We start from the raw sequence: 26,994 nt of genomic DNA, 5'->3' as shown, positions 1-26,994 counted from the left end.
TGGTAAATTGCATAAGCAATGGTATAAAGCTACGATCATGAAAGAGGAAACCGAAAAACCAGAATTTTGGGAATCAGCCTTTGGCGAAAAAAAGGAAATGTGGGGCTTTGAACCCGCAAAATCTGCTGTATTAACAAAAGATTTTTTTGTCCAAAACTCAGTAAAAAGTATCCTGATACCTGGAATCGGTTACGGAAGGAATGCACAAATTTTCAAAGAGAACGGAATGGCTGTAACCGGGATTGAGATTTCAAAAACTGCCATTGAAATGGCCGAAAAACATTACGGAAACGATATGGTTATCTATCATGGTTCTGTAAACGACATGCCATTTGATACCTGTCAGTATGATGGGATATTTTGCTATGCTTTAATTCATTTGCTGGATAGCAGTGAAAGGGAAAAACTCATTCCGTAAAATGTTCTTTTATGACAGGGATTCCATAAAATCAGAATTTGACAAAGCCGGATTATTTGAGATTACAGAAATCAATGAGCATCAGCCATTCTTTTTAATTAAATGCCAAAAAGGGAAATCTTAACAATGGTTCGCAAACTTTTGCTCCAATACTAGCCAAACCAGACCCTAATTATCTAGCCGTCCAAGCATGCCTCCCCATACGACAACATACGACTTAATGCAGAAGATATGTCGTTTATACTAAATCTCCCCTACATACACACTATCCGAAACCATTACCCTGTCATCCGTTACAAACGTAAGGTAAGCATGCAGTACCCGACCGTTAAAATCTGAAGGTAGCTCAACAAACTGTTCCTTTGCTAAGCGCTTTACCCCGCTCAGGTCATAAAAACTCTTGTTCAATTCGGGGCAATGCACCAAAAGCATGGCTACCGATTGATTGTAAAACCGCTCGCTAATGGCATCGCAGTGCCATGAAAACCTCAACCGATTGCCATCCCATTCAACAGCCGCGTTTTCTGCCGGCTGTAAAGTGCCCATACTCAGCATCACCTTACTGTAATTTATAACCAAACCAGGATATGCTCCGTCCAGCGCATTTTTTAACTGATAGGATTTGGCCGCGTTATTGGCCGAAAAAGCCTGCCCTTGTGCTATACCCGCAAAACCAATTCCTACAAAGGCAGTCATGGTATTGATAAATTTATTTACTACAGCCATTTTTTGCCGGGCCGCAAGCTGTTTTACACTGGGCGCTTTTTTATTTTTTCGCTTTTTTGCACGGATATAAGCAATGCCATTGCGCACATAACCCTCCGCATCGCCAATTTTTCCGCTTATACCACCTAAAATTCCATTTTTAATCCTTGCCATAATTCAATTTTTTAAGCATAAGAAATTTGTTCCGTTTCACTTGCAAAACCAATTGCCGGCTGCAACACTGCAGCTGCAAAAAGCCTGTTGCATGCGTTGTTTCGCTTGATATCCGTTCAACATCCGTTTAAGAGCCGTTCAATATCAGATAGCTAAACGACAGATGTAAGGTAATAAATCAGGCGCTTACCGTCATAAAATTATTGGATCAGCAATTAAAAAAGTGGATTTAGTTGTCCTAGCGCAACTTCAGGAAGCAGGTTTAACATTTAAGTTTGTAGTCAACTAACTTAACACTTTCTCTATGTCTAAAAAAAACAAACTCATTAAAAAAGAAATCATTAGCGATAACAGCTACAACGAACTGTTCAGCTATTTAAACATCCACACCATTCATGATCAGGAGTTTCAGCCAACTTTAAAAAAAATGCTCGTTGGTTATTACACCAATGGTACTGCTAAAATAAGTTCTATAAACTCCATACATACCAAATGCTGGTTTATCAATTCAGGGATGATTGTTGGTGTATTGAGAAATAACAAGGGTAAAATCGTAGTCGTTATTTTTAAAGCTGGCGAAATTGCTATTTTGCCTGATAGCTTTTTCAACGGAGAATTTCCCAATTGCTATTTTATTGCCATACCTGATACCCATCTGCTGGAAATCAGTGCAGACAATATTAAAGTAGTTTTTGAAATGTTTCCTGAAGCCAATACCTTATCTAACCTGATCATTGCTTCCAATACCAAAAACTTTATGGAAAAAGGTGAACTGCTGCAGTTACCTGCTAAAGAAAGGATCATGGAACTGCATAAACGCTATCCGGATATACAAGGCCGTAACAGAAAAATAAAATTGCTTGACAAATGCCAGGCAAGTTATATAGGGGTAACAGAAAGCACATTCAGCAAATTACTTAAAGAGATTTATGGAGAAGAGCACTAAGTAAAAAAATTAAAATTTCATTTATGTTAGCAATATTAAAACGTATACTGGCGCTACTTGAAATCTATTTTGAAGAGCGCCGTGCCGAGCAGCAACAGCTTAAAATGGCGGCCCTTGAAGACAACTGGCTGGATTGCCAAACGGTAAAACTCATGCTCCGGAAAGGCGACCGCACCTTGTTCAACTATGTACAAAATGGCAAACTGATCTGCAAAAAGATTGGCGGGGCAAATTTTTACCTGCAATCCAGTGTCATGAAGTTTCTAAAATGAATACTACTGAACTCGTGAAACGTTTTATACTGCCGGCATTTGACCCAGATATGGTGATGGAGCAACATAAAACTGACGACATCAGTAAACGGTTCAGACTCCATAGCTGCACCAAATACCAGGAGCTGGAAATGCCGGGGCCTGCTGCCGAAGGACGTTTATGGGTTGCTTTGCAGGCTATGGTACATTGTTATCATTATCATCCTGAAAAAGGATCGAAATGCGGAATGCAGATCTGGAAAAAGGGGCAGTTTATTTTTTGTCCCTCCAGTTTGCTCGAAAATGAGGCCCGCAGCACTTACATTTCCCCGCTTGAGCATGGCCCCATCCTTTCCATAGGTTACCCGGACCTGCGGGACCTGATGGGCAGACATCATCAGGTAGATACGGCAATCAGGTCATTTGCCTTAAAACAGGAACATTATTACCGCAAAAAAAGTCAATTGCTAAATGCATGTCCGCTGGAAAGGGTAAGGCAGTTCAGGGTCCAAAACCAGGCTTTTATAAACTGCTCCACACAGGAGGTACAGGCCATGCACGTAAATATGTCGCTGCGCTCGTATATAAACCAGGTGAATAAATTGAAGTAAGCCCGGATTTGCATGTTTTTTTTATGCAAACTTGCATAACACCTGCCTTTCCCACCGCTATACATTTGGATCATGAAAAATCCAGATACCTTCAGGAGCATTCTTGTAAACCACAAATTGTCTTTCAAAAATGAGGGCATTTTTTTATTGGCCGGCCCGCCCCCATCGCCTAACAACCGTATCATCTACATTTCCATTGTTCGGTCTCAAATTGCTGAGGTATTGGCCATACTGGCATCATTATTTGCTGCCGAACAAATCACTTTCAAGGTCATCAAGAATAAGATGCTTGCCAAGCAGGTATTGAGTGGCGTATTTGGCGAAGGCCACATTGGCAAGGTGATCACCATTTACCTGTCTGGCTATGTTGATCAGCAAGAGATCATTGCACAGCTCATCCGCTTAACCAGCGGGTACAAGGGGCCGGCAGTTCCCGGCCGGATTCATCTGGGCGGGTTGGTGTATTCCAGTCTGCCCCATAAAGGTATGTCTGCTACTGGGCAGCCCTCAATCGCTAATACCCGGCGGTTTTTAAACAACAAATATATGGTTACTGCCACCCTAAAGCAGGATGTAAAAGGTGATGTATTAAAAGGCCTGTATTTTAAAGGATTTATGAAGCTGGGTAAATGCGTCATCAAAGAAGGCAGGTATTGTATGTGGTCTGATGACGATGGCAGAGATATGAAACACAGGCTGGAATGGCAGCAACATGTTCATCAGGATCTTGCGGGTGTAATCCAGATACCCAGGATCATAGCATTATTTGAAGCCAACCAAAACAGCTACCTGGTGATGGAATTTATAAAGGGAGAAACTTTAACAAAGGTGATCGACAGTATTTATAAAGGCCGGACCTGGTTACAGCTGAGCCTTAATGAACGGAACCGATTGCTGAATTTGCTGCTTCAGGTGGTTAACGCGCTGGCAAAATTGCATGAAAAAGGCTACCTGCACCGGGATGTTACACCAGAAAACTTCTTAGTTAGCCCAACGCAGGAATTATACCTGATTGACATGGAAATGGCCTATAGTGCCAGGCAGGATTATCCATCACCAGCCTTCGGCCTGGGTTCGCCGGGCTATATGTCGCCACAGCAGGAACTGACCCAAAAACCTACTGTTAAGGAAGATATTTATGGACTGGCTGCTTTGATGATTGTTTTTCTGACGAATATGCCACCCAAAAAATTCAACCTGCATAACCCGGTGCAAACCGGAGTTGGCATTTTTTTCTTTACGGGCGATTTTCCAATAGCGGGCACACTGGTAAAATGCTTAAATAAAGCCCCATACCACCGGCCATCGCTGAGTACAATTAAAAGCCATATCCATTCATTTATTACACATCAACAACATAAGGCCGACGACAGAGGCGCCTTCGAAATCGCGGTTTTTCCAGAAAAAGCGGAAGTTTTAAACCTCATCAGTTTGGCGCTGGAAGGCTTAACTATTTCAGAACTATTCAAACCTAAAACAGGCTTAGCACCAGGCATGGCCGGAATCTTATACCTGTTGTATAAAACCGGCCCTTCAGGCTGTGGTATAAGAACGCTCAATTTCTTTAGCAACTATTTAAAGCCGCACTTTGATTCCATCCTGATTCAGAAAAAACCTGCAGGCCTTCTTGAAGGTGCAACTGGCCAATCCTTGCTGTTGCATTATGGCATATCAACAGGGATGTGCTCCTGTCTGAGCGAGAACCTGGACAAAATAAAAAACAGCTTTTACACGATATCTAACCAATTTGACCTGGCCAATGGTATAGCAGGGCAAGCGCTGGCCGCCCTGCTCATTTGTGACACCGCCCCTACCGATTTCCTTAAAGAACGAATTGGGACCTACATTAAAATGCTTATACAGGTACAGAAAGACGATGGGTCATGGACTGTGGATAGCATTGCCGAAAATGCTTACAATGGCTTATACGGTTTAACCAATGGTATTCCGGGGATCATTGTTGCGCTCATCAAATGTGATGGATTATTGCCTGACGATCAAACCAAAGCAGCCATACAAAAAGGGCTTGACTGGTTAAAAAGGAGTATGAAAAATCAATCTCAGTTGAATGTATACCCACACATTGCCCTGAGCTTTTTATACGCCTATGAACATTCAGGTAATCAAACTCATAGAGATATGGCCGAGAAATTATTGTGGCAATGTCCCGGTCATGCAGTCAGCGCAAATTACAGCCTAATCAATGGCATGGCTGGTGTGGGCTTTGTGTATGCAGAAGCTGCCAGGATCTGTAAACATCCTGAATGGAAAAAAAGGGCCGCCTGGGTTTACCACGTGCTGTCCAATACCATCCATACCAAAGGAAAAAACAAAATATCCTGGCATATGGGTACGGCAAACCCGCATGACCTGAGTTTATTAACAGGAACCCCAGGCATCATTCTGTTCCTTTTAAAATTCAAGGAACTCTATAACCCTACTAATCAGTACACTCATTAAATCCATATCCTTTATGAAACTGAATAAAAATATCATCGTTTTTATCATCTCCTATCTTTTTATACTGCTGTTTTTATACGCGGCTGCAAATAAGCTACTTGATTATGAAAAGTTTAAGGCACAGATAGGGCAATCAACTATGCTGACCGGTTATGCAGCAATTTTAGCCTGGGCTGTTCCGGTTGTTGAAATTGTGATTGCAGTATTGCTGATGATACAGAGAACATTGAAGGTCGGGCTTTATGCGGCGTTTATGCTGATGGTTATTTTTACTGCTTATATCGGCATTATGCTGACGATGAGTGAGCATATTCCGTGCTCATGCGGGGGTATTTTACAAAAGCTTTCCTGGAAAAAACACTTCATTTTCAATATTGGTTTTGTTGGGTTGGGGATTATCGGGATTTGGTTAGAGGGACAAAAAGAGAAGGGTAGTTAGACATCTTTTTTTCCCGAGATTATGACCTGCGTCAGGATCTCGGGCGACTTACTATTTCCGGGCGTAGCCCGGATTAACAATATTCAATGCGCATGAATCGGGAGACGCTGAAAACCCGTGATCCAGAGTAGGCGAAAATCAAAATTTATAAACAAAACAATGAGAAAAATCCTTTTTTCTGCTTTAATGGCTACAGTAGCCTTAGGCGGAGCAATCGTATCACAAGCAGAAGCTCAAGCTTCAACGAAAGCAAACAGGGTAGCTGGTATTTATTACGACCCTAATAACAGCTGTGCAACTGTAGATTGTACTGGAACCGGTACGGATTGCAGTATATCCTTTTTTGAACTGCCAACTACTCGTACCGGTGAGCTTGGTAGCTACATCTGTGATCAGGACGTAGAATTAGTAAGTGGTCAATTCAATTAATTTTATTGCCTGGGTATTTTACCCAGGCAATCTTTTAAGCACATACTTAATCATTTAAGGTATCTATAAAATGAAAAAGATTTTTTTACTCCTTTTGCTGAGTTTGGCCGGGCTTTTAGTAGTGGTTTTTCTATATTTTTCATCAAGGCAGGGCCAGGAAATAAAAAATGGTTTTACCAGAAGTTTCCAAAAAACCCCTTTAAAACAGCTGAATGAAATCGATTTGAGATTTCCTAATTATTATATCAGTGGGATAACAAGAGGCCATGTTTTTGTGGGCAATCATAAAGCGACTTTACACGGCGTAATGCTTTCTGCTGATTTCAGCGATAGTTTACAACTTAATATTCCCAATTTTGTTAACGACACCACAATAGATGTACGTGCAATAAAAGTTGAGGTGGATTCGCCAAATGTATATTACCTGGAAAGAATGGGCCCTTCCTATGTACAGTCTTCTATTTCCTTTGAACATACCAAAAGGATCACTCTTGGAGCGATAAAATTTGACCGGGTAAAGGTGATTTCCAAAAACAGTATCATCATCAGGTCTTATCAATCTGGTAAAAGGGTGTTGCAAAAGATCATTGTTTACCCGACCTTAAAAAGGTCAGCTGTATTCAACTTAACCGATGAGTTGAACACTGACTTTGCAATTGATGGTTTTATGGCTTATAATCAGGTGAAGGGCAGGCTGTTTTACACCAATTACTATAGCAACCAATTTGTATGCCTGGACACGAACCTGAATTTGATGTATACCGCCCGTACCATAGACACCAACCGTATTGCCAAGATAAAGGTAAGTGAGATCAGGCGTAAAAAGACAAAGGAAAAGCTGATGTCAGCTCCTCCTTTGCAGGTTAATAAAAAAGGTTGTACAGATGGGAACTGGCTTTACGTTCAATCTTTATTGCCTTCGGATGGTGAATCCTTTACGGAATTTAAGTCCTATACCGTTATTGATGTTTACGATGTTAATGATGGTAAATATCATCATAGTTTTAAGGTGCCAAATTATAAAGATCAAAAAATGAGTGATTTTTCTGTAAGCGACAATCGCTTATTTGCGCTATACGAACATCACCTATTGAGCTATCAGTGCCGTTTTGATGGTTTTTAATAGTTCTGCTCCACTTAAGCCCAGTTCAATTTTAGTGATTAGGTTTCCTTGTTTGTCAATCAGGATGATGAATGGGGCAGATACAATGCTGTAGAATTTAGCAAAGGGATGTTTAACTCCTTTTCCTTCCAGATATAAGTTAATGTGGTGATCATTGGTATATTTGCCACTTTTAATCCCTGTTGTCCATCTCTCTGTACTATTGTCGGCATTCAGGCTTACAAATTTGAAATTTGGTTCATTTGCTAAATGGGGTTGTATTTCTTTTTCAAATAGCTGATAAAATTGTGCGCATCCGGAGCACCCCAGGCCCCATAAGTCTAACAGGATTACCTTGCCCTTCAGATCTGCAAGCTTAACTATTTTTCCGCTGGTATCGGGCAAAGCAAAAGGATAGGCTGCTGTTCCTGATTTAAGAAAAGTTTTTTGAGCGAGGACCTTTTTTAACCAGGGATCTTTAGTAATCGATTTGGCATCTGCCAAGCAGGCAGCAAAATCTGCAGGGTCATAATTTTCTACATATAGCATATTTCCAGGCCAATAGAGAAAATAAGCCAGCAATCTTTCGCGTAAAAATCCGCTGTATCTGGATTTCAATTTTTCATAGATTAGTTTAAAAGAGTATTTTTTACCATCGTATTCGAACCAGGTTTCAACCTGAATATGACTAAACAAGTGGCCAAGAAAGAAGGTGTCATAGCCCGCTATATCCGGACTCACTACCAATTTCGAAGGCTGATAGCGCCCAAAATTTTTAATGATCCGGGCTTTGTTATCCAAATTATTTGTCTGGCTGTATTCGGATCTAAGCGTACTGCTCCATGGTACATAGAAAGCGATATATCTTGCCTTCAGGTATTCGTACATCGCAGGACTCAATTGTCCTTTAAAATTATCCAAAATCATGATCACTTTGCCATATCCAGTTTGCAGAAATTCATATAGCTTAGTGTAATACTCGTCGCTATATCTGCAGGCCACAAACTGGTTGTATAAATTTTTTCTTTGGTTATCCCAGCCTTGTCTGAATATTGCGATGCTATCGTCGCAACGATATTTCCCCACATTATTTCCGCTGTACTTTGGCATATAGCCACTGTATTTGTTCGCCGGATTGGACACAACAGCATCGATCTCCAGGAAGAGGCTATCTCCAGGTTCAATTTCGCGTTCAAATATCATGTAATTACGACCTTTAATGACCATTCTGATAGCTGATGGCTGGTGAATGGTATCCAGCAAAATCTGAAAAAACCCATCGGCATTGATGGGGACTATCTTTTTCTTGTAGCTCCATTTGGGGTTGTCTTCGTTGATGTTGACCACGATACTGTCGTTTGAATTGAGCCCATTTATGATTTTGCCCGATATTTTAGCGGGCAGGTTTGGCCAGGTCTGTGCAAAAGCATCAGTATTTATGAACATGCCCACGCATATGCATAAATTGTAGAAGGTGCGTATTGTTTTAGTAGCCATTATTCTGTTTTACGTTAGGGTTATTGTTTCGTTCTGCCTGAGGGATGGGAAATAACTTATCGGTATTCTGCCAGCTTGCGCCTTTGATTAAAGGCAAAATTACTTCAGACCGGTTGGTACGGTTCAGGTCAAACCAGCGGTGTGCGGATTCGGAAAAGAGTTCAAACCTGCGCTCGTTTTCTACTGCCAGTAAAGCATCTGGTTTAAGCAAATTGAGTTGTAATGCAGGCAGGGGATTAGGGACGGCAATAGTTGGTGCTAATCTGGCCCTGGTTCTTAGCGTATTGAGATCTCCAATCCCCAGCTCAATTTTGTCCAGGTTGATCCTGGCTTCTGCCCGGATCAGATATTGTTCAGCCAGGCGGAATACCATCGAATATTCGCTTAGCGCGGCTACTGCGCCAACTTTGTATTTAGCTGGGTAATAGTAAGTTTTATTGTTTACCGTAATGTTCCCGATCCATTGGATCCTGCGTTTATCGGAGGGGTCAAAGGCATCAATCAGGTTTTGGGTTAAGGAAACATTGGCTGGAGTACCGGTTAACAGGAATAAGACCCCTTCATTGGTATTGCGGCCTGCGGTATTGGGGTAGAGTTGCCAGATGGCTTCGGTACTGTTTTTAATAAATACCTGGTTCAGGTCTGTTTTTAAGCTGAACATAGCGGTGTTGGCAATAATCCTGGAGGCGTGTATTTCGGCTTCGCTGTAGTTTTTGGTGTATAAGTAAACTCTGGCCAATAGGGCTGTGGCTGTCCATTTGTTGGGCCTTACCCGCTCCGTAGTATAGAAATCATTGCCCAATAGACGTTGCGCATCTAAAAGATCTTTGATGATCTGATGGTAGATCTCAGTTTGTGCAGTTCTACCGGACAGGCTGTTTGCCTGGTAATCGGTGTTTAAGTTTAATGGAACATCGCCAAATAGATTGGTGAGATGAAAATAACAGAAGGCACGGATAAATTTGCATTCTCCTTCCAGCTGCGTTTTTACTGCATCACTTAACACTGTACTTTTTGTAACGCCTTCCCATATGGCATTTGCGGTGTAAATATATTGATATGATAAATTCCAGGCAGGGGAAGAAGTGGTGGGTAGGATGGCATTTCTGTGAAATTCATCATATTGCGCAGGATAATTGATGAACTCATCTGCACACATGCCAGTGATTGTGCCGATACTGTTGATGTTTCCGTTTGGATACCCGCCACTGGCCATATTGCTGTAAATGCCGGTAATTGCCGCCTTTGCAGATTCTTCATCGTTAAATACCAATCCTCCGGAGATGTAGTTGATCGGTGGGGCTATAGAAAGGTATTGGTTACATGCACTCAGGGAGCTGAGGAGTATAGCGATGTTAATTATAATGAGTTTGTATTTGTTGTGTAGGCTCATGATAGTCGTATTAGGTGATTAAAAGGTAAGTTGGAAGCCAGCCGTCAACATTCTTAATGGGGGCAGCAGGTTAACTGATTCGGGATCTAAGCCGAGATAATTTGTGATGGTGAACAGGTTTTGTCCCTGCAGGTATATTTTTGCATTTTTTGCTCCTATACTTTTTAAGATCTTTTCAGGCATTTTATAACTAACAGTTACATTTCTGAGTTTAATGTAGGAGGCATTTCCAATGGCAAGTTCTCCATACGCACTGGCGTAGGAATGTGTTAAGGTGGAGGTTGCTGCGCTGTATTTCTGAATGTCGGTGATGTCCCCTTGTGTTTGCCAGCGCCGCAAAACGATGTCTGGCTGGTTGTTAAATGTACCTGGTGCATTGTTGGTTATGGCATTGCGCCCAATCTGGTTAACAAACTGAAAGCTAATATCCAATTCAAGCCTGTTATAACTGATCAGATTGTGTAGGCCACCTGAGTATCTTTGGCCCAACGTTCTGAAGCGTTGCCGGTCTGCAGGGCTGTTAACGCTGTTGCTCCCGTCAAAATCTGTAAAAGTATACAAGCCTGTATTTGGGTCGACACCGGTGCTTTCGAGGGTTTTAATGATATTTAACGATTGGCCGACGATGTAAGTGTTTGTATAGGTGGTTTTTTCGATTTCTGGAAAAGCTACCAGTTTGTTTCCGGGTATGGATAGGTTGGCCGACAACGACCATTTGAAATCTTTGTGCTGAACAAGGCTGGATGATAATTCGAATTCTAATCCACTGTTTTGGATAGTGGCCGGAAAGTTTTTGGCTACACTTGGAAACCCAACACTTGGTGCCAGAGAATAATTGATCAGTTGATTTGAAGACCTGTTGCGGAAATAAGTACTGGTTAGGTTGAGCTTATCGTTAAAGAAACCGAGTTGGATGGATACTTCTGCTTTTTTATTGGTTTCCCATTCAAAGTTGGGATTAAAAATGCTGCCTATGGTTAAGGCCGCGGCACCCTGGTAAGGGTTACTGGTTGGGGACCAGCGATCCAGGTAAGTATAATCGCCGATCTGGTCATTGCCGGTGATGCCATAGCTTGCCCTTAATTTACCAAAACTTAAAAATGGCAGCTTCTCCTTTAAAAAACTCTCATTGCTGAAAATCCAGGCCGCTCCGATGGCCCCAAAATTACCGTACCTACTTGCCGGGCCGAAACGGCTGGAGCCGTCCCTCCTGCCGGTAATGTTCAGGAAATATTTGTCTTTTAAACTGTAATTGAGCCTGCCATAAACAGATAAGTATCTGTAAACTGAACTGAAAGCACTACTTGTACGTATGGTGGCGGCTGCAGCAATGTTGTCCAATAATCCATCATTGACATAGCCGGTACCCTGGATCAATTGGTTACTGGCTTCGTTATTTTGAATGGTAGTACCAAGCAGGATACTGAGTTTGCCGGTTGCCATGTTTTTTGTCCAGGAGATCTGGGGTTCTACATTAATGGTCTGGTTTGAACTGTCGTAATAATTGGCTGTTCTGTTGTTTGCGGTTAAAGCCTGGGTAGGATCGCTGGCAGAAAGTGGGTTTGTGGATAGTTCGGTACGCTGAACTTTACTATAAGCAACAACAGCGCTAATTTCCAGGTCTTTAATAATGCAATACCGAATATTAGTGCTGGCCCCCAAGTGATAGGTATCGGCATCATATTTCTTGAACACAGGAACCAGGGGGTTGTTCCGGAAAGTTCCGTTTTCCCAGTTTAATTTGCCGTCGGCTGTTAATGCTGCAGGGGCGTTTGGTGCCAGCCTTATACTTGCTGTAATGTCTGAGGTAGGCAAGGCATTGTTTTCGATATTGTAATTTGCGGATACTGTGATCTTTAGTTTTTGATCTAAGGATTGATGGTTTACGCTTAATAAGGAAGATTTTTTCTGGTATTTTTTATCTCCTGGAAAAACACTGGTTTCCCGGTAATAATTTCCGCTGAGTAAAAAAGTAGTTTGCTGGCTGCCACCAGATAGGGATAGCTGGGCGTTGGTGGTATTGGCAGTTCCGCCGAAAATTACGTCCTGCCAATCGGTGTAACGGGTTTGGTCCCATGTTCCGTTGATATCGTATGCGGAAGCTGAAGGCGTAGTGCCGTCATTTTTAAATCCCTCTTTACGCATTTCGATGTATTGTTCTGTGTTCAGCAGTTTAATCCGTCGTTCAATGTCTCCAATGCCCTGGTAAAGGTTGACATTGAATTTTACGTCTCCTGCTTTTCCTGTTTTTGTGGTAATGAGTACTACGCCATTAGCCCCACGTGAGCCATAAATAGCTGTGGCATCGGCATCTTTCAGGATTTCGATGCTTTCAATATCGGAAGGGTTAATCACGCTTAACGGGTTGGCCTGAGAAAGTACAGACACATTAATTGTGGCCGAAGACATCGAAGTAGAAGGAAACGGGACGCCATTTACAATATATAATGGATCGTTTCCATTGGATAAGCTGTTTTGTCCTCTGATCTGTACTTTTACTCCTGCGCCAGGAATGCCACTAGCCTGGATAATCTCCATTCCCGCAACCCTGCCCTGCAGGGCCAATAAGGGATTGTTTACGGGTTGTTTCTCTATCGTTGCAGCAGTGATCCTGGTAATGTTTCCGGTGCGTTCTTTTTCTTTTACGGCATAGTACCCAGCATTAATTTCTACTTCTTTAAGGTTACTATTATCTTCTTCAAGTGTGATAATTAAGGGTTCTGAAATGTTCTTGAAATTGGTTTCTTTGGATTTATAGCCAGTGTAGGAAACATTAATTATTCCCTCTAGAGCGGTGGTGTTTATTTCAAATAGCCCCTGTTGGTTCGTAAGAGCTGTCGTATTATTGTGTTTTACCGTTGCACCTGGCAAGGGCTGCTGATCAGCGGTGATTACTTTGCCTCTGAGGTAATGGTTTTGTTGTGCGTTCGCGGTAAAAATGAGGCAAAGCACGGCCATTACGAGCGATAACGTCGTTTTTTTCATATATTTTTTTATGATTTTAGTTAGTTATTAGATGATACTATTTGAAGTGCAATGATCAGGATGAATCGAGTACGGGAAAACCAAAATTGCTTAGCAGCTTTGATATAGAAAAACTTTCGGTCCAATATTCTTCGTTGGTATATTTGCTGTAAGCTTTAAAATTAGCGTAGCCGTGGTTAGTGATCGTGAGCTGATGGGCTTCCAACTGATTATCTGGTACTGCAAAGTTTTCAAGTTCGTTACTTCTTAAACTTACATATGCCCAATCTTCGGCCGGATTAACCAGGGCTTCGGTAAACAATTCATTGTCAACGTTCTTATAATAACCCAATGGAGCGTCCCAATAAGTAAGATTATGGAATGAACGATCAGCTTTAAAGTTTGCTATGGCCATAAAACGCTGATGTAGTGTGTTTAGAAACTGTTTGGTTACAGCTATAATTGCAAAATCAACAAGATCCCAATGACTGTTGGTTTCAGCTTTGATTAAAATATGAGCAGAGGGCTTTGTTGATTTTTCCATTTTTTAAATCTAGTGTTAGAACATAGAGAGCCGATACCCATAGATTTCTCTATAATTTATGGTTGATGAAGGAAATGATTGATCAGCTTACAGAGCTGATCGTATACGGGTGCTAGATCGGGTTCTTAGGCTTTTTAGCAAAGAGTGATGCCTGGCGACTAAAGCCAAATGGAAGGTTAAGGAATTGACGAATGTGTTTTTTCATAACTCGCATATTTGTACGAGTCTTGGCATAGTTGCTCACAAGTAATACTTGTGGGCTCTACAAACCATGGTCACATAAAAGTTTCTGAAGCCTTAAGTTAACACGGATTTACAGCAGAGCCCACAACTATTAAGATATACAAATATAGCATATCCATGATTAGTTGTGGGTATTATACTGCTCCTTGCGTTAACGGCTTCAGAATTGTGACCGCAAGACTCTTTTAATACCTTACTAAATTTATCTAAACAAACTTAATAAATTTTCTGACAGTAAACAAATTTGTTGACCATCATTTTATATATTTCTTCAGTTTGCATGGATGGAAGATGAAGTAAAAATCTTTAGGATTAATCTGGGTAAACGAATAGCACAGATAAGAAAGCAAAAAGGCTTAGAGCAGACAGAATTGGCCGCAATGCTTAATGGAAAGGATAAGCAGTTTATAAATCGATACGAAAACCAAGGTGCGAACCCTACTGCATTTTTATTAGTTCAGTTGGCTAAGGCACTTTCCGTGAGTATGGAGGAGTTATTGGATTTTTCGAAGCTAAGCGATTAATTATTTCCATTACTAGATTTTGCAATAAATATTATGGATGTTAACTACTTCATAAATGAAGTTATTACTAATCTGAGGAAGCACACACTTGCCATCTATTGTGGTGCAGGTATTTCCTACAACTCTGGGCTTCCAATTGCAAATCAGCTGTTGAGTTGTCTATATAAGACTTTGCAATTGGATGATTAATTTATAAGTAAGCTATTTGAAAGTGAGATTCCTTTCGAAAGAGTAATTAAGACTTTACTAATTGAATCAGAATTAGACGAAATACAAGATATCTTTCTTTAAGGCACCCCTAATGCTCCAAATGCCTTTAAGATAAGGCAAATCTATAATATTAATTGTTTTCCCTAACAAAAATTCAAGAAGGCTTTGAAAAATTAAAAAGGGGTCTTCTCAGTAATGTATCTTTTTTGCAGTTTCCTAAAACATCAAATAACAAAACGATTACTAGCAACATTTTGTATTCATCGCTGCATTTACAAAGTCACTTAGTAATAAGATGGTATTTACTCCAGTTATAATTTTAAGACAAAAAAGAAATATTTGCGATTATTAATTTTAAAAAAATATATTGCATATAATTTAGCGCCAATGACAACTTCAAAAGATATACAAGAACCGATTCTACCAGGAACAGTGTCAGCCTATCCGACAAAAAAATTTTTTATGTCGATGCTTACAAGGGATATAGCATTAATTGATGCTATAATGGATTTACTCGACAATTGCATTGATGGCATACACCGTAAGAAAAAAGACTCTGCTAGGTCCACACCTTATAATGGGTTTCATGCTGAAATAACAATTAATGAAAACGAGTTTATACTTAAGGATAATTGCGGAGGTATCCCTCTCGATAATGCAATAAACTATGCATTTAAAATGGGTAGATCAGACAATTATCATGCGGATGATAATTTGCCAACGGTAGGAATGTACGGCATAGGAATGAAACGTGCAATTTTCAAAATGGGATTAGAGGCAGATATTTTTTCCCATCATCGAGACGACAGATTTTTGGTACAGATTCCTCCCGATTGGGCGACAGCTCCAAATTGGCTTTTTAACTATTCCCAGCTAACGAAAAAAAAAATAGAAGGAATATTAGAAGTTGAAGGAACTCTGATTAAGGTAAAAAATTTACACAAAAATATAAAACAACAGTTTTCAGATAAGACAGGCTTCATTAGAAACTTGGAGCTTGAACTAAGAAATCATTACGGATATATTGTCCAACAAGGCTTTCTGATAACATTAAACGGCAAAGAAATCCAACCTTTATCTCTTAATATTTTAACCTCAAATGACGGTAAGGAAAAAACTATCAAGCCATATGTTTATACATCAGATATTGATGGGGTAAGTACTGAAGTCATCATTGGCTTCTATAGACCTCTCGCGAATGATGATGAGATTCAAAGGGAATTGGATGGAGGTATTGCTAAATCTCTTACTGAAAACGCAGGAATTACAGTTATTTGCAATGATAGAGTAGTCCTCTACTGCGATAAGTCCTTTTTAACTGGCTGGGGTGAGACACCAGTTCCCAAGTATCATACGCAATTTATTTCTATTGCAGGCGTTGTTCATTTTCGATCTAACGATCCTATTAAACTCCCTGTAACCACAACAAAACGAGGGCTGGACACCAGCTCGGCAGTATATGCAGAGGTAAAAAATAAAATAAAAGACGGACTCAGAATTTTTACTTCATTTACGAATAACTGGAAGTCTCCAACCGAAGAACGAGCTAAATTATTTGAGAATTCAAGTAAAATAAATGCACTACAACCTGGACAAGCTAAATCAAATCTCTTTAAGTTAGAAGGTAAAAGAGGTGACGATGCTTTGTATCAAATTCCAAATCTCCCTAAACCAAACGAAGCAGTTAGAGATAAGTTTGTCACAATTTCATTCATGAGGGAGAAAGAGAAAGTGGACGCGATAAGAAATTACTTTTTGGATGGAGAACAACGATCAGCCGCCGAAGTTGGAGGATGGTGCTTCGATGAAATACATTTACAGGTAGAATAAACATGGAGACATTAAAAGTCACAGGAGCTACAATTCCTTATCAACTTCGCCCACACAAAGCAATTGAAAGAAATCTATTTATTGACGTTTTAAAAAAACTAGACGCTTCAACCCAATTAAATATAAAAAAATATAAGTATGTAGGTTTTGGTGCAGCATTTCTGGAAGATTTTAAGCTTCTCCATTTGGAACTGGGGATAGAAAATATGGAATGTATTGAAATGGATGATTTTGCATTTAGTAGGCAGGAATTTAATAATCCATACTATTTTTTAAAGATTCATAATACGACGAGCACTGATTTTATAAATGATATTTTCAATAGTGATATGAGTCAAATTATTTGGTTGGATTATGCAATGCCGAAAGATTTTAGCCAACAACTACAGGACATTGAATTATTAGGATCTAAGATAAATTGCTTAGATGTTGTAAAGTTTACCTTCAACTCAAAGATAAGTTCGTTTATTAATTCCCATCACGTCAAAGACTATAAAAACAAGAAATGCAAAGAAAGTGACTTTAAGACAATTAAAGAATATTTTCAAAAACATCCGACTTACGAACTATATATACCTAACAACTTACAGAATAAAGACATTGCAGATTTCTCTTCGGTTGTTCGAGCAATGGCTATTCGAGCACTTGAAAGAGGGCTTAGCAAAAATACTGCAAAAAATCTTAAATTCAATCATATTTGCGCATTTTCTTATGCTGACGGGCAAGAAATGACAACCATTACTGGAATTATTGATTCAAAAGAAGAATTTCAAAAAATATTATTAGAAACAAAACTACAGGATTGGCAATTTTATAATCAGGGTCCAAAAGCCTCGGAATTAATTAAGTCTGTAAATATTACAGTCCCTGCGATGACTGTAATAGAAAGAATGGAAATTGACAGAAAGATTCCCTCCTCAGATATCGAAGATCTAGTCAAATCTCTATCCTTTAAATATGGAACAAATCCAGATGAAAACAAACTGTTATTGGAAGGATATCATACATTTTATAAATACCTTCCTTACTATTCTAAAGTTACATATTAAGTGTGCTTTTTATCGCACGGAGTATTTTCTCAGCTGCAACCGGGCAAACACTATTACCGATTAATCTGAAACTATGCCATTTCGTTTCATGAAATTGAAACCAATCGGGAAATCCCTGTAATCGAGCCGCCTCGCGCGGAGTTATTACTCTAGGTTGCGTTGGATGGATAGGGCGCACGGCCTGAAAGCTACCTTTTGTACTATCGGTACCTGCCCTTAAAGTTGGACAAAGGCCATATTGTTTTAACTTTATTGATTTGGAAACGTTATCTTGTTCACCAGGCTTCAAATTAGCATATCTCATTGATACCTCTTTAGAATGTTTAGTTCCAAAGCAGCCAGAGACCTCTTGACGTTTCAAATAACGAGTAATCGAATCATCATCACCCACCCCCTCTATTACTTCATTTAATGACCTAAGATAGCTATTTCCAGTCATTTTCTGAACTTTTTGCCAACTGGAGCCAAAAGTACTCCAATCTTCAGATATATCTATAGGTAACCCCTCTAACGCTTGATTCACATTGCTAAGTGAATCAACTTTCAAGCTATAAATTTCGTCCAAAAGATTTCCACTATAATTAACATCTTTACGAAATCCTATAAAAAAAACTCTTGTACGTGTTGTTGCGCCTCCATATTCAGATGCGATAATTTTAATCGGTTGAAAAACTTCATATTCTTTTTCAACTATCCTTATAGCATTTTCCCTTATTTCAGAATATTTCTCTTGCAATATTCCAGGCACATTCTCAGCCATAAAAAATACAGGTTTAGCTTCACTTACAATCCGGAAGAAATCTGAAAATAATTGATTCCTTTTGTCTTCTGGATTTCCCTTTCCCATAGAGCTAAATCCCTGACAAGGTGGGCCACCTACTATACCCGCAAGTTCAGACAATCTTAAGCCATTATTTTCAAGAAGTTTTTTGCCACTCAGAGTAGAAACGTCAGCACATATGTGATTGGATTTGGGAAAATTTCTTGCATGACAATCAATAATTCTTTTTTCAAATTCAACTGCCCCAGCTAATTCAAAATTAGCTTTAGCAGCTCCTAATGATAAACCTCCGACACCTGAAAAAAGATCAATAATTTTGGGGTTATTAGGCATTTAATAAAAATAGATTCTTGTAAAGATACAATTAATAGATAATGATTGGATATATTCAGTTGGGCTACCAAAAAAGTTAGTTAAATAAACATATGATTTAATCCAAGTTAATAAATACAAGATAACATCTCAAAATCATTTATCTTAATTAATGTTTGTAATCCTTAGCAGATCTTAGGGTCCTTTGTTCCTCTCTACTTACTGTCAAATTACTGAAACGGATAATTATAATTATCATTAACATAAATATGTCATTATGACTAACTATAGTGACTATCCAACATCTCACCAACTTTATAAAGATCCGATATCAGTGGCTGCTCATTTTTTACAATAACACTACCAATATTCTTCCAGGCATTAGCTTTTGATTCGGGCATACCCTTTTTCATAGATTTAACAGTCTCAGCTTCAAAAGCTTCCTTTACCCTTGAAGTATTCTTGTTATAAATATTACTTACAGCACCAATTGTGTCAATGAGGTTCGTACTTTCTATCTTAGAACCAATAAAGTAGTCTGCATCGACCATCTGAAGTTTTTTTATCATATGGTCTTCAAAATCTACCAGATCATCATTTAAATTATGTTTAACCTGAATCTTCTGGACAATTTCTTCTATCTTCCTTGATTCTCCGGGAGTAAACTGACCCTCAAAGTGGAGTTTTAATGAAGTATAAAACTTATGTCCATTCGAATGGATTCTGCAATTGGCATTTATCAGCGAAAAATCAAATGTTTCAACCACGGTGTATCTTTTTTTGAAGTCGGCCTCCGAAAGCTTGTATTTAGCTATAATTAATTTTGTAGCCGGATCCTTTTCGAATGCTGCAACTTCAGGGCTTTTTAAGAGATCGTTCCATAAGTCTTCTTTCTTCGCGTATTCTCCAACATCATCACTTTTACTGTATGATTTAAGCCAGTCATGCACAGATTGCAGTAAACCTTTAGAAAATTCTTTCAAGTCATTTGGTAACCCCTGAGCAACCCATATAGCTCCTAAATCAAAATGATTTAACTTTTTTACTACTGTAAGTTTATACAAAAGAGAAAGAGCATATGGAACAACCGACGAACGTATCTGGCCGATTGCATTTGGCCCGGCTCCATAAAGTTGTTCAAATTCTTTAAAGAAAATTGCTTTTGATATCAAATCTTCATAAAATGCTCTTCCCAGATTTTCAGGATTCAAAGGCTTTTCATTATGATCCAGCTGTATAAAATCCATAAAATCGCGGAACACTTTCTCCCCTCCTTTTCTTACCAGGTATGGGGTCGTACCCCATGCCACATAGTATTTGGCAATTTGTTCTTTGCTGAGCCTTTTCTGTTTAGGATAATTTTTCTCAATTTGTGTTTTCTGACCAGGATATATCCTTAATAAAGTATTGAATTCGCCCCGAATACGTTCGAAAAACCATTTTGTTCCTGAAGGGTCTGTAATGCTTTCCGAAAGTTTTTTTATTTTGACCAGGTGTGCACTTCTGGAATTCAGATCGACACTGGAAACCTTGTTTTGTGAATTTGAATACTGCGATATTTTAGAGATCAGATCATCAAGGCTTTCTCTGTCTTCTGATTTTACAACATTAATTTTAGCGGTAACATTTACTTTAGAAACATCAATCCCCTCTTTACTGGTAAAATATATTGAAGCTGTTGTCTGACCACCATTAACAATCTGGAAGTCCGTCAACGATTTTATCATTGCTACCCCTCCTGTCATGTCGATTTCAGATGCAGTAGCAGTAATAGTCAATCCATTATTATAAGCGATAAACTTCTCCGGCTCATTTGTAATAGTTTCTTTAAGCTTTTTGTTTACACCTTTAAATTGCAGGAAAGAACGCACATTTCTTTCCAGCAACCTGGAACTGTAGTTTTGATAAAAATCTACCAGCAGTGTAGCTGGAATTACCGCGAGATAAGATTCGAATAAACCCACATCATCCGCTGCTTTAATAGCTGTCAGTGACGGGTTAAAATTGATAACAATTGGTTCCGAATTGGCTTCAGACACTTCAAAATTATAAATCTTCGCAAGATCAATAAGCTGATATTTAATCTTGAAACTCTTTGACTTACGAATGCCTTTTAAATTATAGTTTACAGTCAGATCCTCGTCGGCGAAGCCAAAAACCTTTGGAGACTGCGTACCCCGTGTTTCGATGGAAATTGTATTGGAAATTAAAAAAATCTCAACAACATCAATCTGATCCTGGAAATCTGCAGTTTCCAGAGATTTGATGATAACTGCTGCCGGGTCACCTGTTTGAACATCTTTCAGGTAATTTTTTACAGCTCTGGTAAAAAAGTTCTTTGATTTAACGAACAGTGAATCATAATAATCTTTTCTGGCGATAAATATATCTTCGCTGCCAGGTAATACAAGGTTGGATAGAAATAGTTGCAACCGCTCTCCTGTATCATTAATCAGATAGGCATCAACTTCTATGTTGTCTTTTTCTTGTTTATAGTAAGCATAACTTACCTCTTCAGAATCGGTTAGTCTGGACAAGTTCAGAGCCGGGAGCACATAATTCATTAATGATGTCCGGTTGATATTATTATCCTCTGTTGTAATAGTTCCTATCAGAGAGGTAAAGAATGAATTAAGTTCGTTTAGCTTCATATGAAGGGTGTGAGGTCCGTTAATTTAAACTGCTCAATGCCGCTGAGTGCAATTTCATATTTTATGTTGCGTACCGCATCTGGCAATAAAGATCGTCTGAGAGATGGAAAGTCAATGGAATTACAACTGTAGTATAACTTGTTTTGCAGCTGAAACAGATGTTTATCAAACTCATGGATATTATTTCCGCTCAGTCCTGCTTTATTTAAGGCTGTCCAGAAAAGATGTATTCGTGTTCCGGCTTGCGACCTCAAAATCTCAGCAATTTCATTTATAAGGAACGATATTGCTATACCTTCGTTAGGTTTAGAAAAGAACTGACAAACAACTAAATATAATTTCTGTCCATTGAGATAATCCAATTGGAATTCACTCGAAATTTTTACAAGTGGGATTCCTTCTGTGATGCTTTTGATTTCAAACAATCGCTCCCCCAACTCAAAATCGTGTCCTTTTCCAAAAGGGCCTTTCCACGATTCGAGAACACCATTAAATGTTAAATCTGATTGATCCAGCAGGTACCGTAAAAAAATAAGTTCTGCAAAAATTCCCTGTAATTCATACCTGCTTAGCTGCATTGGTAATGGATCAAACATTTCAAACCACTCATTACAAAGCGCTATAAACTGTGATTTAGCAGACTTATCCTCTATTACTTTGGTTTGTGAGACAATACTTAAGATAAGGTCACTGAACTGGTTTTTCAGATTATCATTCAGCAACGTCAGTATAAGCGTCGGTTTTCCAGCAACAATACTTTCCTCAAATGACAAATTTGCCATTTTGATGGGTTCAACTGGCCAGTTGTTGTTAGCTACTGGAAAATGAAAGTAAAGGCAATGTTGAATCTGATCATTTATTCCGTAGCGAAATCTATCGTCAGCAAATTCACCAAACTGAAGTAACCTTGGAAAGGTACTGTTATCATTATATAATATTTCCCATTGTAACTGCATCATACAATATCATTAACTTCGTTATTAAGATCATCAGGAATTTCTTCATCCTCGTATATAATGTCTTCCGGAGTCTGAACTGGTTGTACCTCGTTGGCCATATAAACCGCTCCCGGATCATCTTTAATCGGTGGAAAGCTCAATGCAAATCCGATAAGTGGCAGTTTTCTGTCAATTCCCTTACTATCTGCTGCAGCCTTTAATTCTTCATCATTATCAAAGATATAAAACTGATCGATCAGATAAATTAACAGTAAACCTTCATTTTCCGGTCTCATTGCTCTGTAAGCAAACCCAGGAATGGTTATTTTCCCGATTTTATTTTCCGCTTCAGCTTCACTCATGCCTGAATCGATGTAACCTTGTTTTTTATGCTGGCGAAAGTTATTTTCAGCTTTTTCAATATCTTCCTGGTTCAATCCGACTGCTTCATCCTTACCGGATGTCATAATATTCATCGACTTACCGGAGGCTGTAAATATTTGATCGGTTAATAGCGGTGTATAGTAATCAGGTTCATCATCTTTTCTCGGTGGCCTTCTGAGCGTAAGCTGAAGTGAAAAATTATCTTCATTTATCCGGTTTGCCCCTCCTGTTCTTTTAATAGCAATTTTCCACTTCGTTAGTTTACCCAGTTCGGTACACTGATCAACATAACGTAGAACCTGGTCTCGCATTATAGCATTCGGCGGAAATGTCGCTGGCAGTTTAAGAAATCTGTGCAAAATTTCTTTGTCAGCATCAAGCGTGTAAAATCCTCCTTTATCGTCTGTCGGTTTAAAATTCAGTTCATCAAATAACTTCCGGAATGAATCATAAGATTCCTTTACTCTTTCCTTTTCAATCTTAAAGGTAACCGATTGCTGAACGTGATCCTGAAACGAAAGCCGCACTTCTACAGCATTCTGAAGAATCGATGCTCTTGTTATTTTTAGTACATCAGGGTGTTTTTTAATCCTTATTTCAAATTCTTTTGGAGTCTTCTTTTGCAACTCCATAATTTCGATTTGTTCTTCCAGTTCCGTCAGAGCAGCTGTAATAAAATCATATTTCTCTTCGGTTGAAAAGTCAATAAACAAACGGCATGCGTCAATATAGCCTGGTCGGTAACCAAACCAGCGCCCCATCTGCAGTAATGCATCATAGTAACTCGTATCCCTTAAAAAATAATTGATGGTTAGCCCCTCGAGAGTGAAACCCCTGGATAGCCGGTTACCACCTACAGCAATGTATTTCTGATTCCCTCCTTCCGGATATTGCAATTTGTCTCCTGTCTGAGAATTAATAGCCTTAACCATAATATTTTTAACCGCATTGGGAATAAAGCTGGAAACTTCTTCCCAGGTTTTAGGTTCAAGTCCATCTGTGTTGTATTCATCCGGAAGATAGGATTTTATATTAATGACTTTGTAAGCAAAAAACCTGTTCCACTGCAGTCTTAATCTTTCATATATCCCATTAGGATCTGATAAACTGTCTTGACTGATTTTGGTTGTAATCTGAATTATATATTTTTTGATAGCCTCTGCTGCTGCATTCTGATCAACAATAAGTCTTGAAATATGAACTAGCATGGTATGATGATCATTAAAACCAGGTAGGCTCTGCAATATATTTTTGCGTGAATCCCTCAATGCAATTGATAAAATATAACAATCGACAGCATCCACTAATGATTTTCTTAAGCTTAATCCTGTTCCTTCGATAACCACATTTGCATCATGACCAGATAATGGAATAGTTTCAATCAATGGAATTTTCCTGTCTCCATCCTGCTCTCTTCCATTTGAAAAGAATCTTTTGGGCCCCAGGTAAGATGACGGAGCCGCAAGTTTATAGATAAACTTATCAGGAAACAGTCCTGGTGACAAACTGCACTCCAGTTCATTTACAGTACCGTTGTAACGATAGGGGATTTTCCAGGCATCATCTTTTTCGTTTGCTCCATGCTGATCCTGTAAAATGTTGGCAAAAGGAGTGGCAGTATATCCCAGATATGACCTCCGGTTGAACAAATTCAATAATGCACGCAGGTGTCCATTGACTTTACTTGCATACTCAGCACCTTTATGTCCAAGATTGTTGAGTGAAGCATTATCTGCTTCATCATCTACGACCAGCAGCGATTTAGGCAACTTTTTGCTGCCTTCCGGCATAGAAGACTTTAACCAGTAAATAAGGTTAGTTAATACCCCTACATTCTTTTTACATACTAATATCTTCTGATTGGTAAAGTCAAAATTGTAGTCGACCATGGACTTTTTAAAATCGCCTGAAGACGAGGTAATTGAAGTAATCTGATAAATACCATCTTTACCAAACGGTTGAATTTTTCCTACACCCACCGGCTGATTAATCAGAGTGCCAATTTCGCCAAGCCCAATTACATCGTTGTTTATTCTCTTTTGGGTCTGATATCGCAAATCTTCCATAATGCCTGAAAACACGATAATCATATCATAACCGGCGTCAATTCCACGGTTAATTACCCCATTAAAATTTGCAGTCTTACCAGATTGAACAGAGCCTAATACCAAGCCTTTTTGTAAGGCTTGGATGTCTTTCCTGGGATCACCAAGCCTTTCAATAATTGCTTTTGTACTCTTTTCGGTACTGGTAATCACATCTGCAGGACGGCCCAATTTTTTAAGGTATGTTACATACCGGTCAAAATAATTCCAATCTAAAGGTGCGGATCGTTTTTCTATCCATCGGTCATAGTCCTTACTTTCATCAATTACTGTATCCGGATCGATCGTCGTTACTATAACTGACTTTAGTCTAAGCTTTATCTTCGTCAGCCATTCAGTACGGATTTGGTCATCTACATTTTCGAACTCATCTTCAAAAGCATCTGAGAGCTGCATTTTACTGTAGATATCTTCAATATGATAATGAAGCTGTTCGAGTGTAATATACCCTTGGCTTCGTTTAATTTTTTCTACTTTGTTTCTGATATGATCAGATAAAAAATCCCAGCCCATTAGTTAATATTTAAGGAGTCAATAAATAATTCAGCATTTCTGTGCCTTCCAAAACTATCTAGCAATAATGTTCTGATCTCCTCCCAGGAATAATCTGACTCTTCATAGTATTTTTTAATTTTTATAATTTTATCCTTGATAGTGCCGCTCAATTCTTCGTTGATTTCAAGTGTACTGGTCTCTCCCTGCCAGATCTCGTTGAGCTTGTTTTCGAGTAAACTAACCAGTGAATGAAGAAGTTCTGACTGATCCGAACTTAATTCGCTGTTCAACCTCCTTAGCAATTCAAATTCTCCATTAATCTTTAATACGGGGCCGCCAGAACCTGTCTCCTTGACAATCAGGGACAAACCTTTTGAAGATGCCCCAGTCTTAATAACGGCGGATACCAGGCGCTCTCTATATTCTTTTGCAGCCTGAGCAGCTACATGATTTACCATCTCGTTCATTGCACGTTTCAATCCGAAAGGAATTTTAAGCGATGATTTGGCTACATTAAGATGAAACTCACTGTCATTTATGTTTGTAATATCTATTCTTATGCGGCCAAACTGAAGATAAATGGATTTCGCAATGGCTCTGAACCAACCACCATAATTAATCAGGCGTTCATTTCTATATACATATATACCTTGTAACTCTTCCAGCGTTAACCCGGCCGGAACCCAGACAGACGGAGATTCCTTAGCCTCGGCTGCCGAGCGCTTAGGTAAAATAATTCCCTGGAACCTAATGTAAACATCACCTGTCTGCCAGTAATTTTCAGATACAGTCTGTACTCCGGGAAAATGATTAGGGAATGGTTCAAAACCCTCAATCAAGGAGTTGTTTAATCGTATCTGGACCTCTCCCTTTTGAATAAACCTGTGAAAAATCAAGCCCAAGTGACTGCGTAGATCTTCCAGTTCATCATTTATTTCATTTCTCTTCAGCAGTTTTTCCAGCTTATAAAGATCCTCCCAGATAACCAGAGTATTGACTTCAAAATCTGCATTATGTTCGTGAAAGTTGGCACTGACGTGTTTATAATCTTCAATAAGGTGTGTTACGGTTTTGTTGTCTTCAATTATCAGCGTCCAGTCTTCCGTGTCTTTTAAGTACTCAACATCCCAGGTACGTCCCTGATATTTAATTGAATCTTTTCTTGATATCACAGTAAATTTCCGTGATTGCGAAAAAGATGCTGTTTTAAGCCCAAGACCGAAACGGCCTAAATCATTATTATTGCGGTCAAGTTCCAGATCAGCACTTGGAAACCGCATATTCTCCGTCAAGTCATCACTTGTCATTCCACCACCGTTATCAGCGATAAAAATCTTTAAAGGTATAATATGGGCATCCAGTAAAATCTCTATTCTGGTCGCTCCCGCGGATAGGGAGTTATCAATCAGATCAGCAATTGCAGTAGATAATGTATACCCTTGCTCTGAAATTGATCTGATAAAGAATACAGGTGGCGGAGATAAGAGTATACTTTCTGGCATTATAATATTTAAAAACGTTATATTGATAAAGTTATTA

The 26,994-nt window shown here is 39.1% G+C and carries 21 protein-coding genes; 11 read left to right on the top strand and 10 right to left on the bottom strand.

Annotated features, from left to right (window positions below; translation table 11 throughout):
• Window positions 1-37: 37 nt before the first annotated feature.
• Complete coding sequence (locus HDC92_RS10895) at window positions 38-418, top strand: class I SAM-dependent methyltransferase (RefSeq protein ID WP_255484508.1); 381 nt, start codon at window positions 38-40, stop codon at window positions 416-418.
• A gap of 243 nt (window positions 419-661) precedes the next feature.
• Here the strand turns inward: HDC92_RS10895 and HDC92_RS10890 are convergent, their stop codons facing one another.
• The gene (locus tag HDC92_RS10890; RefSeq protein WP_183874426.1) at window positions 662-1,297 is read right to left on the bottom strand and encodes a DUF6266 family protein; all 636 of its coding nucleotides are present in this window, start codon (window positions 1,295-1,297) and stop codon (window positions 662-664) included.
• Between the two features lie 304 nt (window positions 1,298-1,601).
• Between HDC92_RS10890 and HDC92_RS10885 the strand changes: the two genes are divergently transcribed.
• From HDC92_RS10885 to HDC92_RS10855, 7 genes are all read left to right on the top strand, one after another.
• A complete protein-coding gene (locus tag HDC92_RS10885) occupies window positions 1,602-2,243 on the top strand; it encodes a Crp/Fnr family transcriptional regulator (RefSeq protein ID WP_183874423.1) in 642 nt (213 codons plus the stop codon).
• 23 nt (window positions 2,244-2,266) lie between these two features.
• Complete coding sequence (locus HDC92_RS10880) at window positions 2,267-2,515, top strand: hypothetical protein (RefSeq protein ID WP_183874421.1); 249 nt, start codon at window positions 2,267-2,269, stop codon at window positions 2,513-2,515.
• On the top strand, window positions 2,512-3,105 hold the full coding sequence (locus HDC92_RS10875) for a hypothetical protein (protein ID WP_183874419.1): 594 nt from the start codon (window positions 2,512-2,514) through the stop codon (window positions 3,103-3,105). The genes HDC92_RS10880 and HDC92_RS10875 overlap by 4 nt, the downstream gene beginning before the upstream one ends.
• Before the next feature lie 72 nt (window positions 3,106-3,177).
• Entirely contained in the window at window positions 3,178-5,565 is a 2,388-nt protein-coding gene (locus tag HDC92_RS10870) for a lanthionine synthetase LanC family protein (RefSeq protein WP_183874417.1), read from the top strand.
• A gap of 13 nt (window positions 5,566-5,578) precedes the next feature.
• Window positions 5,579-6,004 carry a MauE/DoxX family redox-associated membrane protein gene (locus tag HDC92_RS10865; protein ID WP_183874415.1) on the top strand — a complete coding sequence of 142 codons (426 nt, stop codon included), beginning with the start codon at window positions 5,579-5,581 and terminating at the stop codon, window positions 6,002-6,004.
• Between the two features lie 159 nt (window positions 6,005-6,163).
• On the top strand, window positions 6,164-6,433 hold the full coding sequence (locus HDC92_RS10860; protein ID WP_183874413.1) for a hypothetical protein: 270 nt from the start codon (window positions 6,164-6,166) through the stop codon (window positions 6,431-6,433).
• 70 nt (window positions 6,434-6,503) lie between these two features.
• Window positions 6,504-7,556, top strand: a complete 1,053-nt coding sequence (locus tag HDC92_RS10855; RefSeq protein WP_183874411.1) for a hypothetical protein — start codon at window positions 6,504-6,506, stop codon at window positions 7,554-7,556.
• Here the strand turns inward: HDC92_RS10855 and HDC92_RS10850 are convergent.
• The 4 genes from HDC92_RS10850 to HDC92_RS10835 are packed head-to-tail and all read right to left on the bottom strand — an operon-like array spanning window position 7,521 to window position 13,933.
• Window positions 7,521-8,981 (bottom strand): TlpA family protein disulfide reductase, encoded by a 1,461-nt coding sequence (locus HDC92_RS10850; protein ID WP_183874409.1) that lies wholly within the window; start codon window positions 8,979-8,981, stop codon window positions 7,521-7,523. The two genes, HDC92_RS10855 and HDC92_RS10850, sit on opposite strands and share 36 nt — an antisense overlap.
• Before the next feature lie 40 nt (window positions 8,982-9,021).
• Complete coding sequence (locus HDC92_RS10845; RefSeq protein WP_183874407.1) at window positions 9,022-10,425, bottom strand: RagB/SusD family nutrient uptake outer membrane protein; 1,404 nt, start codon at window positions 10,423-10,425, stop codon at window positions 9,022-9,024.
• An 18-nt stretch (window positions 10,426-10,443) separates the two neighbouring features.
• Window positions 10,444-13,410 (bottom strand): SusC/RagA family TonB-linked outer membrane protein, encoded by a 2,967-nt coding sequence (locus HDC92_RS10840; RefSeq protein WP_183874405.1) that lies wholly within the window; start codon window positions 13,408-13,410, stop codon window positions 10,444-10,446.
• Between the two features lie 55 nt (window positions 13,411-13,465).
• Window positions 13,466-13,933 (bottom strand): hypothetical protein, encoded by a 468-nt coding sequence (locus HDC92_RS10835; RefSeq protein ID WP_183874403.1) that lies wholly within the window; start codon window positions 13,931-13,933, stop codon window positions 13,466-13,468.
• A gap of 527 nt (window positions 13,934-14,460) precedes the next feature.
• Between HDC92_RS10835 and HDC92_RS10830 the strand changes: the two genes are divergently transcribed.
• From HDC92_RS10830 to HDC92_RS10820, 3 genes are all read left to right on the top strand, one after another.
• Window positions 14,461-14,700 (top strand): helix-turn-helix domain-containing protein, encoded by a 240-nt coding sequence (locus tag HDC92_RS10830; protein ID WP_183874401.1) that lies wholly within the window; start codon window positions 14,461-14,463, stop codon window positions 14,698-14,700.
• A gap of 549 nt (window positions 14,701-15,249) precedes the next feature.
• Window positions 15,250-16,740 carry an ATP-binding protein gene (locus HDC92_RS10825; RefSeq protein WP_183874399.1) on the top strand — a complete coding sequence of 497 codons (1,491 nt, stop codon included), beginning with the start codon at window positions 15,250-15,252 and terminating at the stop codon, window positions 16,738-16,740.
• Window positions 16,741-16,742: 2 nt separating this feature from the next.
• Window positions 16,743-17,789 carry an O-methyltransferase gene (locus HDC92_RS10820; protein ID WP_183874397.1) on the top strand — a complete coding sequence of 349 codons (1,047 nt, stop codon included), beginning with the start codon at window positions 16,743-16,745 and terminating at the stop codon, window positions 17,787-17,789.
• Here the strand turns inward: HDC92_RS10820 and HDC92_RS10815 are convergent.
• The 5 genes from HDC92_RS10815 to HDC92_RS10795 all read right to left on the bottom strand — a co-directional run bounded on the left by HDC92_RS10815 (window position 17,779) and on the right by HDC92_RS10795 (window position 26,957).
• A complete protein-coding gene (locus HDC92_RS10815) occupies window positions 17,779-18,903 on the bottom strand; it encodes a DNA cytosine methyltransferase (protein ID WP_183874395.1) in 1,125 nt (374 codons plus the stop codon). The genes HDC92_RS10820 and HDC92_RS10815 overlap by 11 nt on opposite strands.
• A 260-nt stretch (window positions 18,904-19,163) precedes the next feature.
• The gene (locus tag HDC92_RS10810; RefSeq protein WP_183874393.1) at window positions 19,164-21,533 is read right to left on the bottom strand and encodes an AIPR family protein; all 2,370 of its coding nucleotides are present in this window, start codon (window positions 21,531-21,533) and stop codon (window positions 19,164-19,166) included.
• The gene (locus tag HDC92_RS10805) at window positions 21,530-22,492 is read right to left on the bottom strand and encodes a PD-(D/E)XK motif protein (RefSeq protein ID WP_183874391.1); all 963 of its coding nucleotides are present in this window, start codon (window positions 22,490-22,492) and stop codon (window positions 21,530-21,532) included. The genes HDC92_RS10810 and HDC92_RS10805 overlap by 4 nt, the downstream gene beginning before the upstream one ends.
• A complete protein-coding gene (locus tag HDC92_RS10800; RefSeq protein ID WP_183874389.1) occupies window positions 22,489-25,473 on the bottom strand; it encodes a Z1 domain-containing protein in 2,985 nt (994 codons plus the stop codon). The genes HDC92_RS10805 and HDC92_RS10800 overlap by 4 nt, the downstream gene beginning before the upstream one ends.
• On the bottom strand, window positions 25,473-26,957 hold the full coding sequence (locus tag HDC92_RS10795) for an ATP-binding protein (protein WP_183874387.1): 1,485 nt from the start codon (window positions 26,955-26,957) through the stop codon (window positions 25,473-25,475). Before HDC92_RS10795 ends, HDC92_RS10800 begins: the two co-directional genes overlap by 1 nt.
• Window positions 26,958-26,994: the final 37 nt, after the last annotated feature.

It is taken from the genome of Pedobacter sp. AK017 (assembly GCF_014200825.1).
Lineage (GTDB): Bacteria > Bacteroidota > Bacteroidia > Sphingobacteriales > Sphingobacteriaceae > Pedobacter > Pedobacter heparinus.
This window is presented reverse-complemented; position numbering and strand designations above follow the sequence as displayed.

Excerpts from the sequence above, each read along its gene's own strand:
- HDC92_RS10895 (WP_255484508.1), top strand. The coding sequence starts at position 38 with ATGAAAGAGGAAACCGAAAAACCAGAATTTTGGGAATCAGCCTTTGGC.
- HDC92_RS10890 (WP_183874426.1), bottom strand. The coding sequence starts at position 1,297 with ATGGCAAGGATTAAAAATGGAATTTTAGGTGGTATAAGCGGAAAAATT.
- HDC92_RS10885 (WP_183874423.1), top strand. The coding sequence starts at position 1,602 with ATGTCTAAAAAAAACAAACTCATTAAAAAAGAAATCATTAGCGATAAC.
- HDC92_RS10880 (WP_183874421.1), top strand. The coding sequence starts at position 2,267 with ATGTTAGCAATATTAAAACGTATACTGGCGCTACTTGAAATCTATTTT.
- HDC92_RS10875 (WP_183874419.1), top strand. The coding sequence starts at position 2,512 with ATGAATACTACTGAACTCGTGAAACGTTTTATACTGCCGGCATTTGAC.
- HDC92_RS10870 (WP_183874417.1), top strand. The coding sequence starts at position 3,178 with ATGAAAAATCCAGATACCTTCAGGAGCATTCTTGTAAACCACAAATTG.
- HDC92_RS10865 (WP_183874415.1), top strand. The coding sequence starts at position 5,579 with ATGAAACTGAATAAAAATATCATCGTTTTTATCATCTCCTATCTTTTT.
- HDC92_RS10860 (WP_183874413.1), top strand. The coding sequence starts at position 6,164 with ATGAGAAAAATCCTTTTTTCTGCTTTAATGGCTACAGTAGCCTTAGGC.
- HDC92_RS10855 (WP_183874411.1), top strand. The coding sequence starts at position 6,504 with ATGAAAAAGATTTTTTTACTCCTTTTGCTGAGTTTGGCCGGGCTTTTA.
- HDC92_RS10850 (WP_183874409.1), bottom strand. The coding sequence starts at position 8,981 with ATGTTCATAAATACTGATGCTTTTGCACAGACCTGGCCAAACCTGCCC.
- HDC92_RS10845 (WP_183874407.1), bottom strand. The coding sequence starts at position 10,425 with ATGAGCCTACACAACAAATACAAACTCATTATAATTAACATCGCTATA.
- HDC92_RS10840 (WP_183874405.1), bottom strand. The coding sequence starts at position 13,410 with ATGAAAAAAACGACGTTATCGCTCGTAATGGCCGTGCTTTGCCTCATT.
- HDC92_RS10835 (WP_183874403.1), bottom strand. The coding sequence starts at position 13,933 with ATGGAAAAATCAACAAAGCCCTCTGCTCATATTTTAATCAAAGCTGAA.
- HDC92_RS10830 (WP_183874401.1), top strand. The coding sequence starts at position 14,461 with ATGGAAGATGAAGTAAAAATCTTTAGGATTAATCTGGGTAAACGAATA.
- HDC92_RS10820 (WP_183874397.1), top strand. The coding sequence starts at position 16,743 with ATGGAGACATTAAAAGTCACAGGAGCTACAATTCCTTATCAACTTCGC.
- HDC92_RS10815 (WP_183874395.1), bottom strand. The coding sequence starts at position 18,903 with ATGCCTAATAACCCCAAAATTATTGATCTTTTTTCAGGTGTCGGAGGT.
- HDC92_RS10810 (WP_183874393.1), bottom strand. The coding sequence starts at position 21,533 with ATGAAGCTAAACGAACTTAATTCATTCTTTACCTCTCTGATAGGAACT.
- HDC92_RS10805 (WP_183874391.1), bottom strand. The coding sequence starts at position 22,492 with ATGATGCAGTTACAATGGGAAATATTATATAATGATAACAGTACCTTT.
- HDC92_RS10800 (WP_183874389.1), bottom strand. The coding sequence starts at position 25,473 with ATGGGCTGGGATTTTTTATCTGATCATATCAGAAACAAAGTAGAAAAA.
- HDC92_RS10795 (WP_183874387.1), bottom strand. The coding sequence starts at position 26,957 with ATGCCAGAAAGTATACTCTTATCTCCGCCACCTGTATTCTTTATCAGA.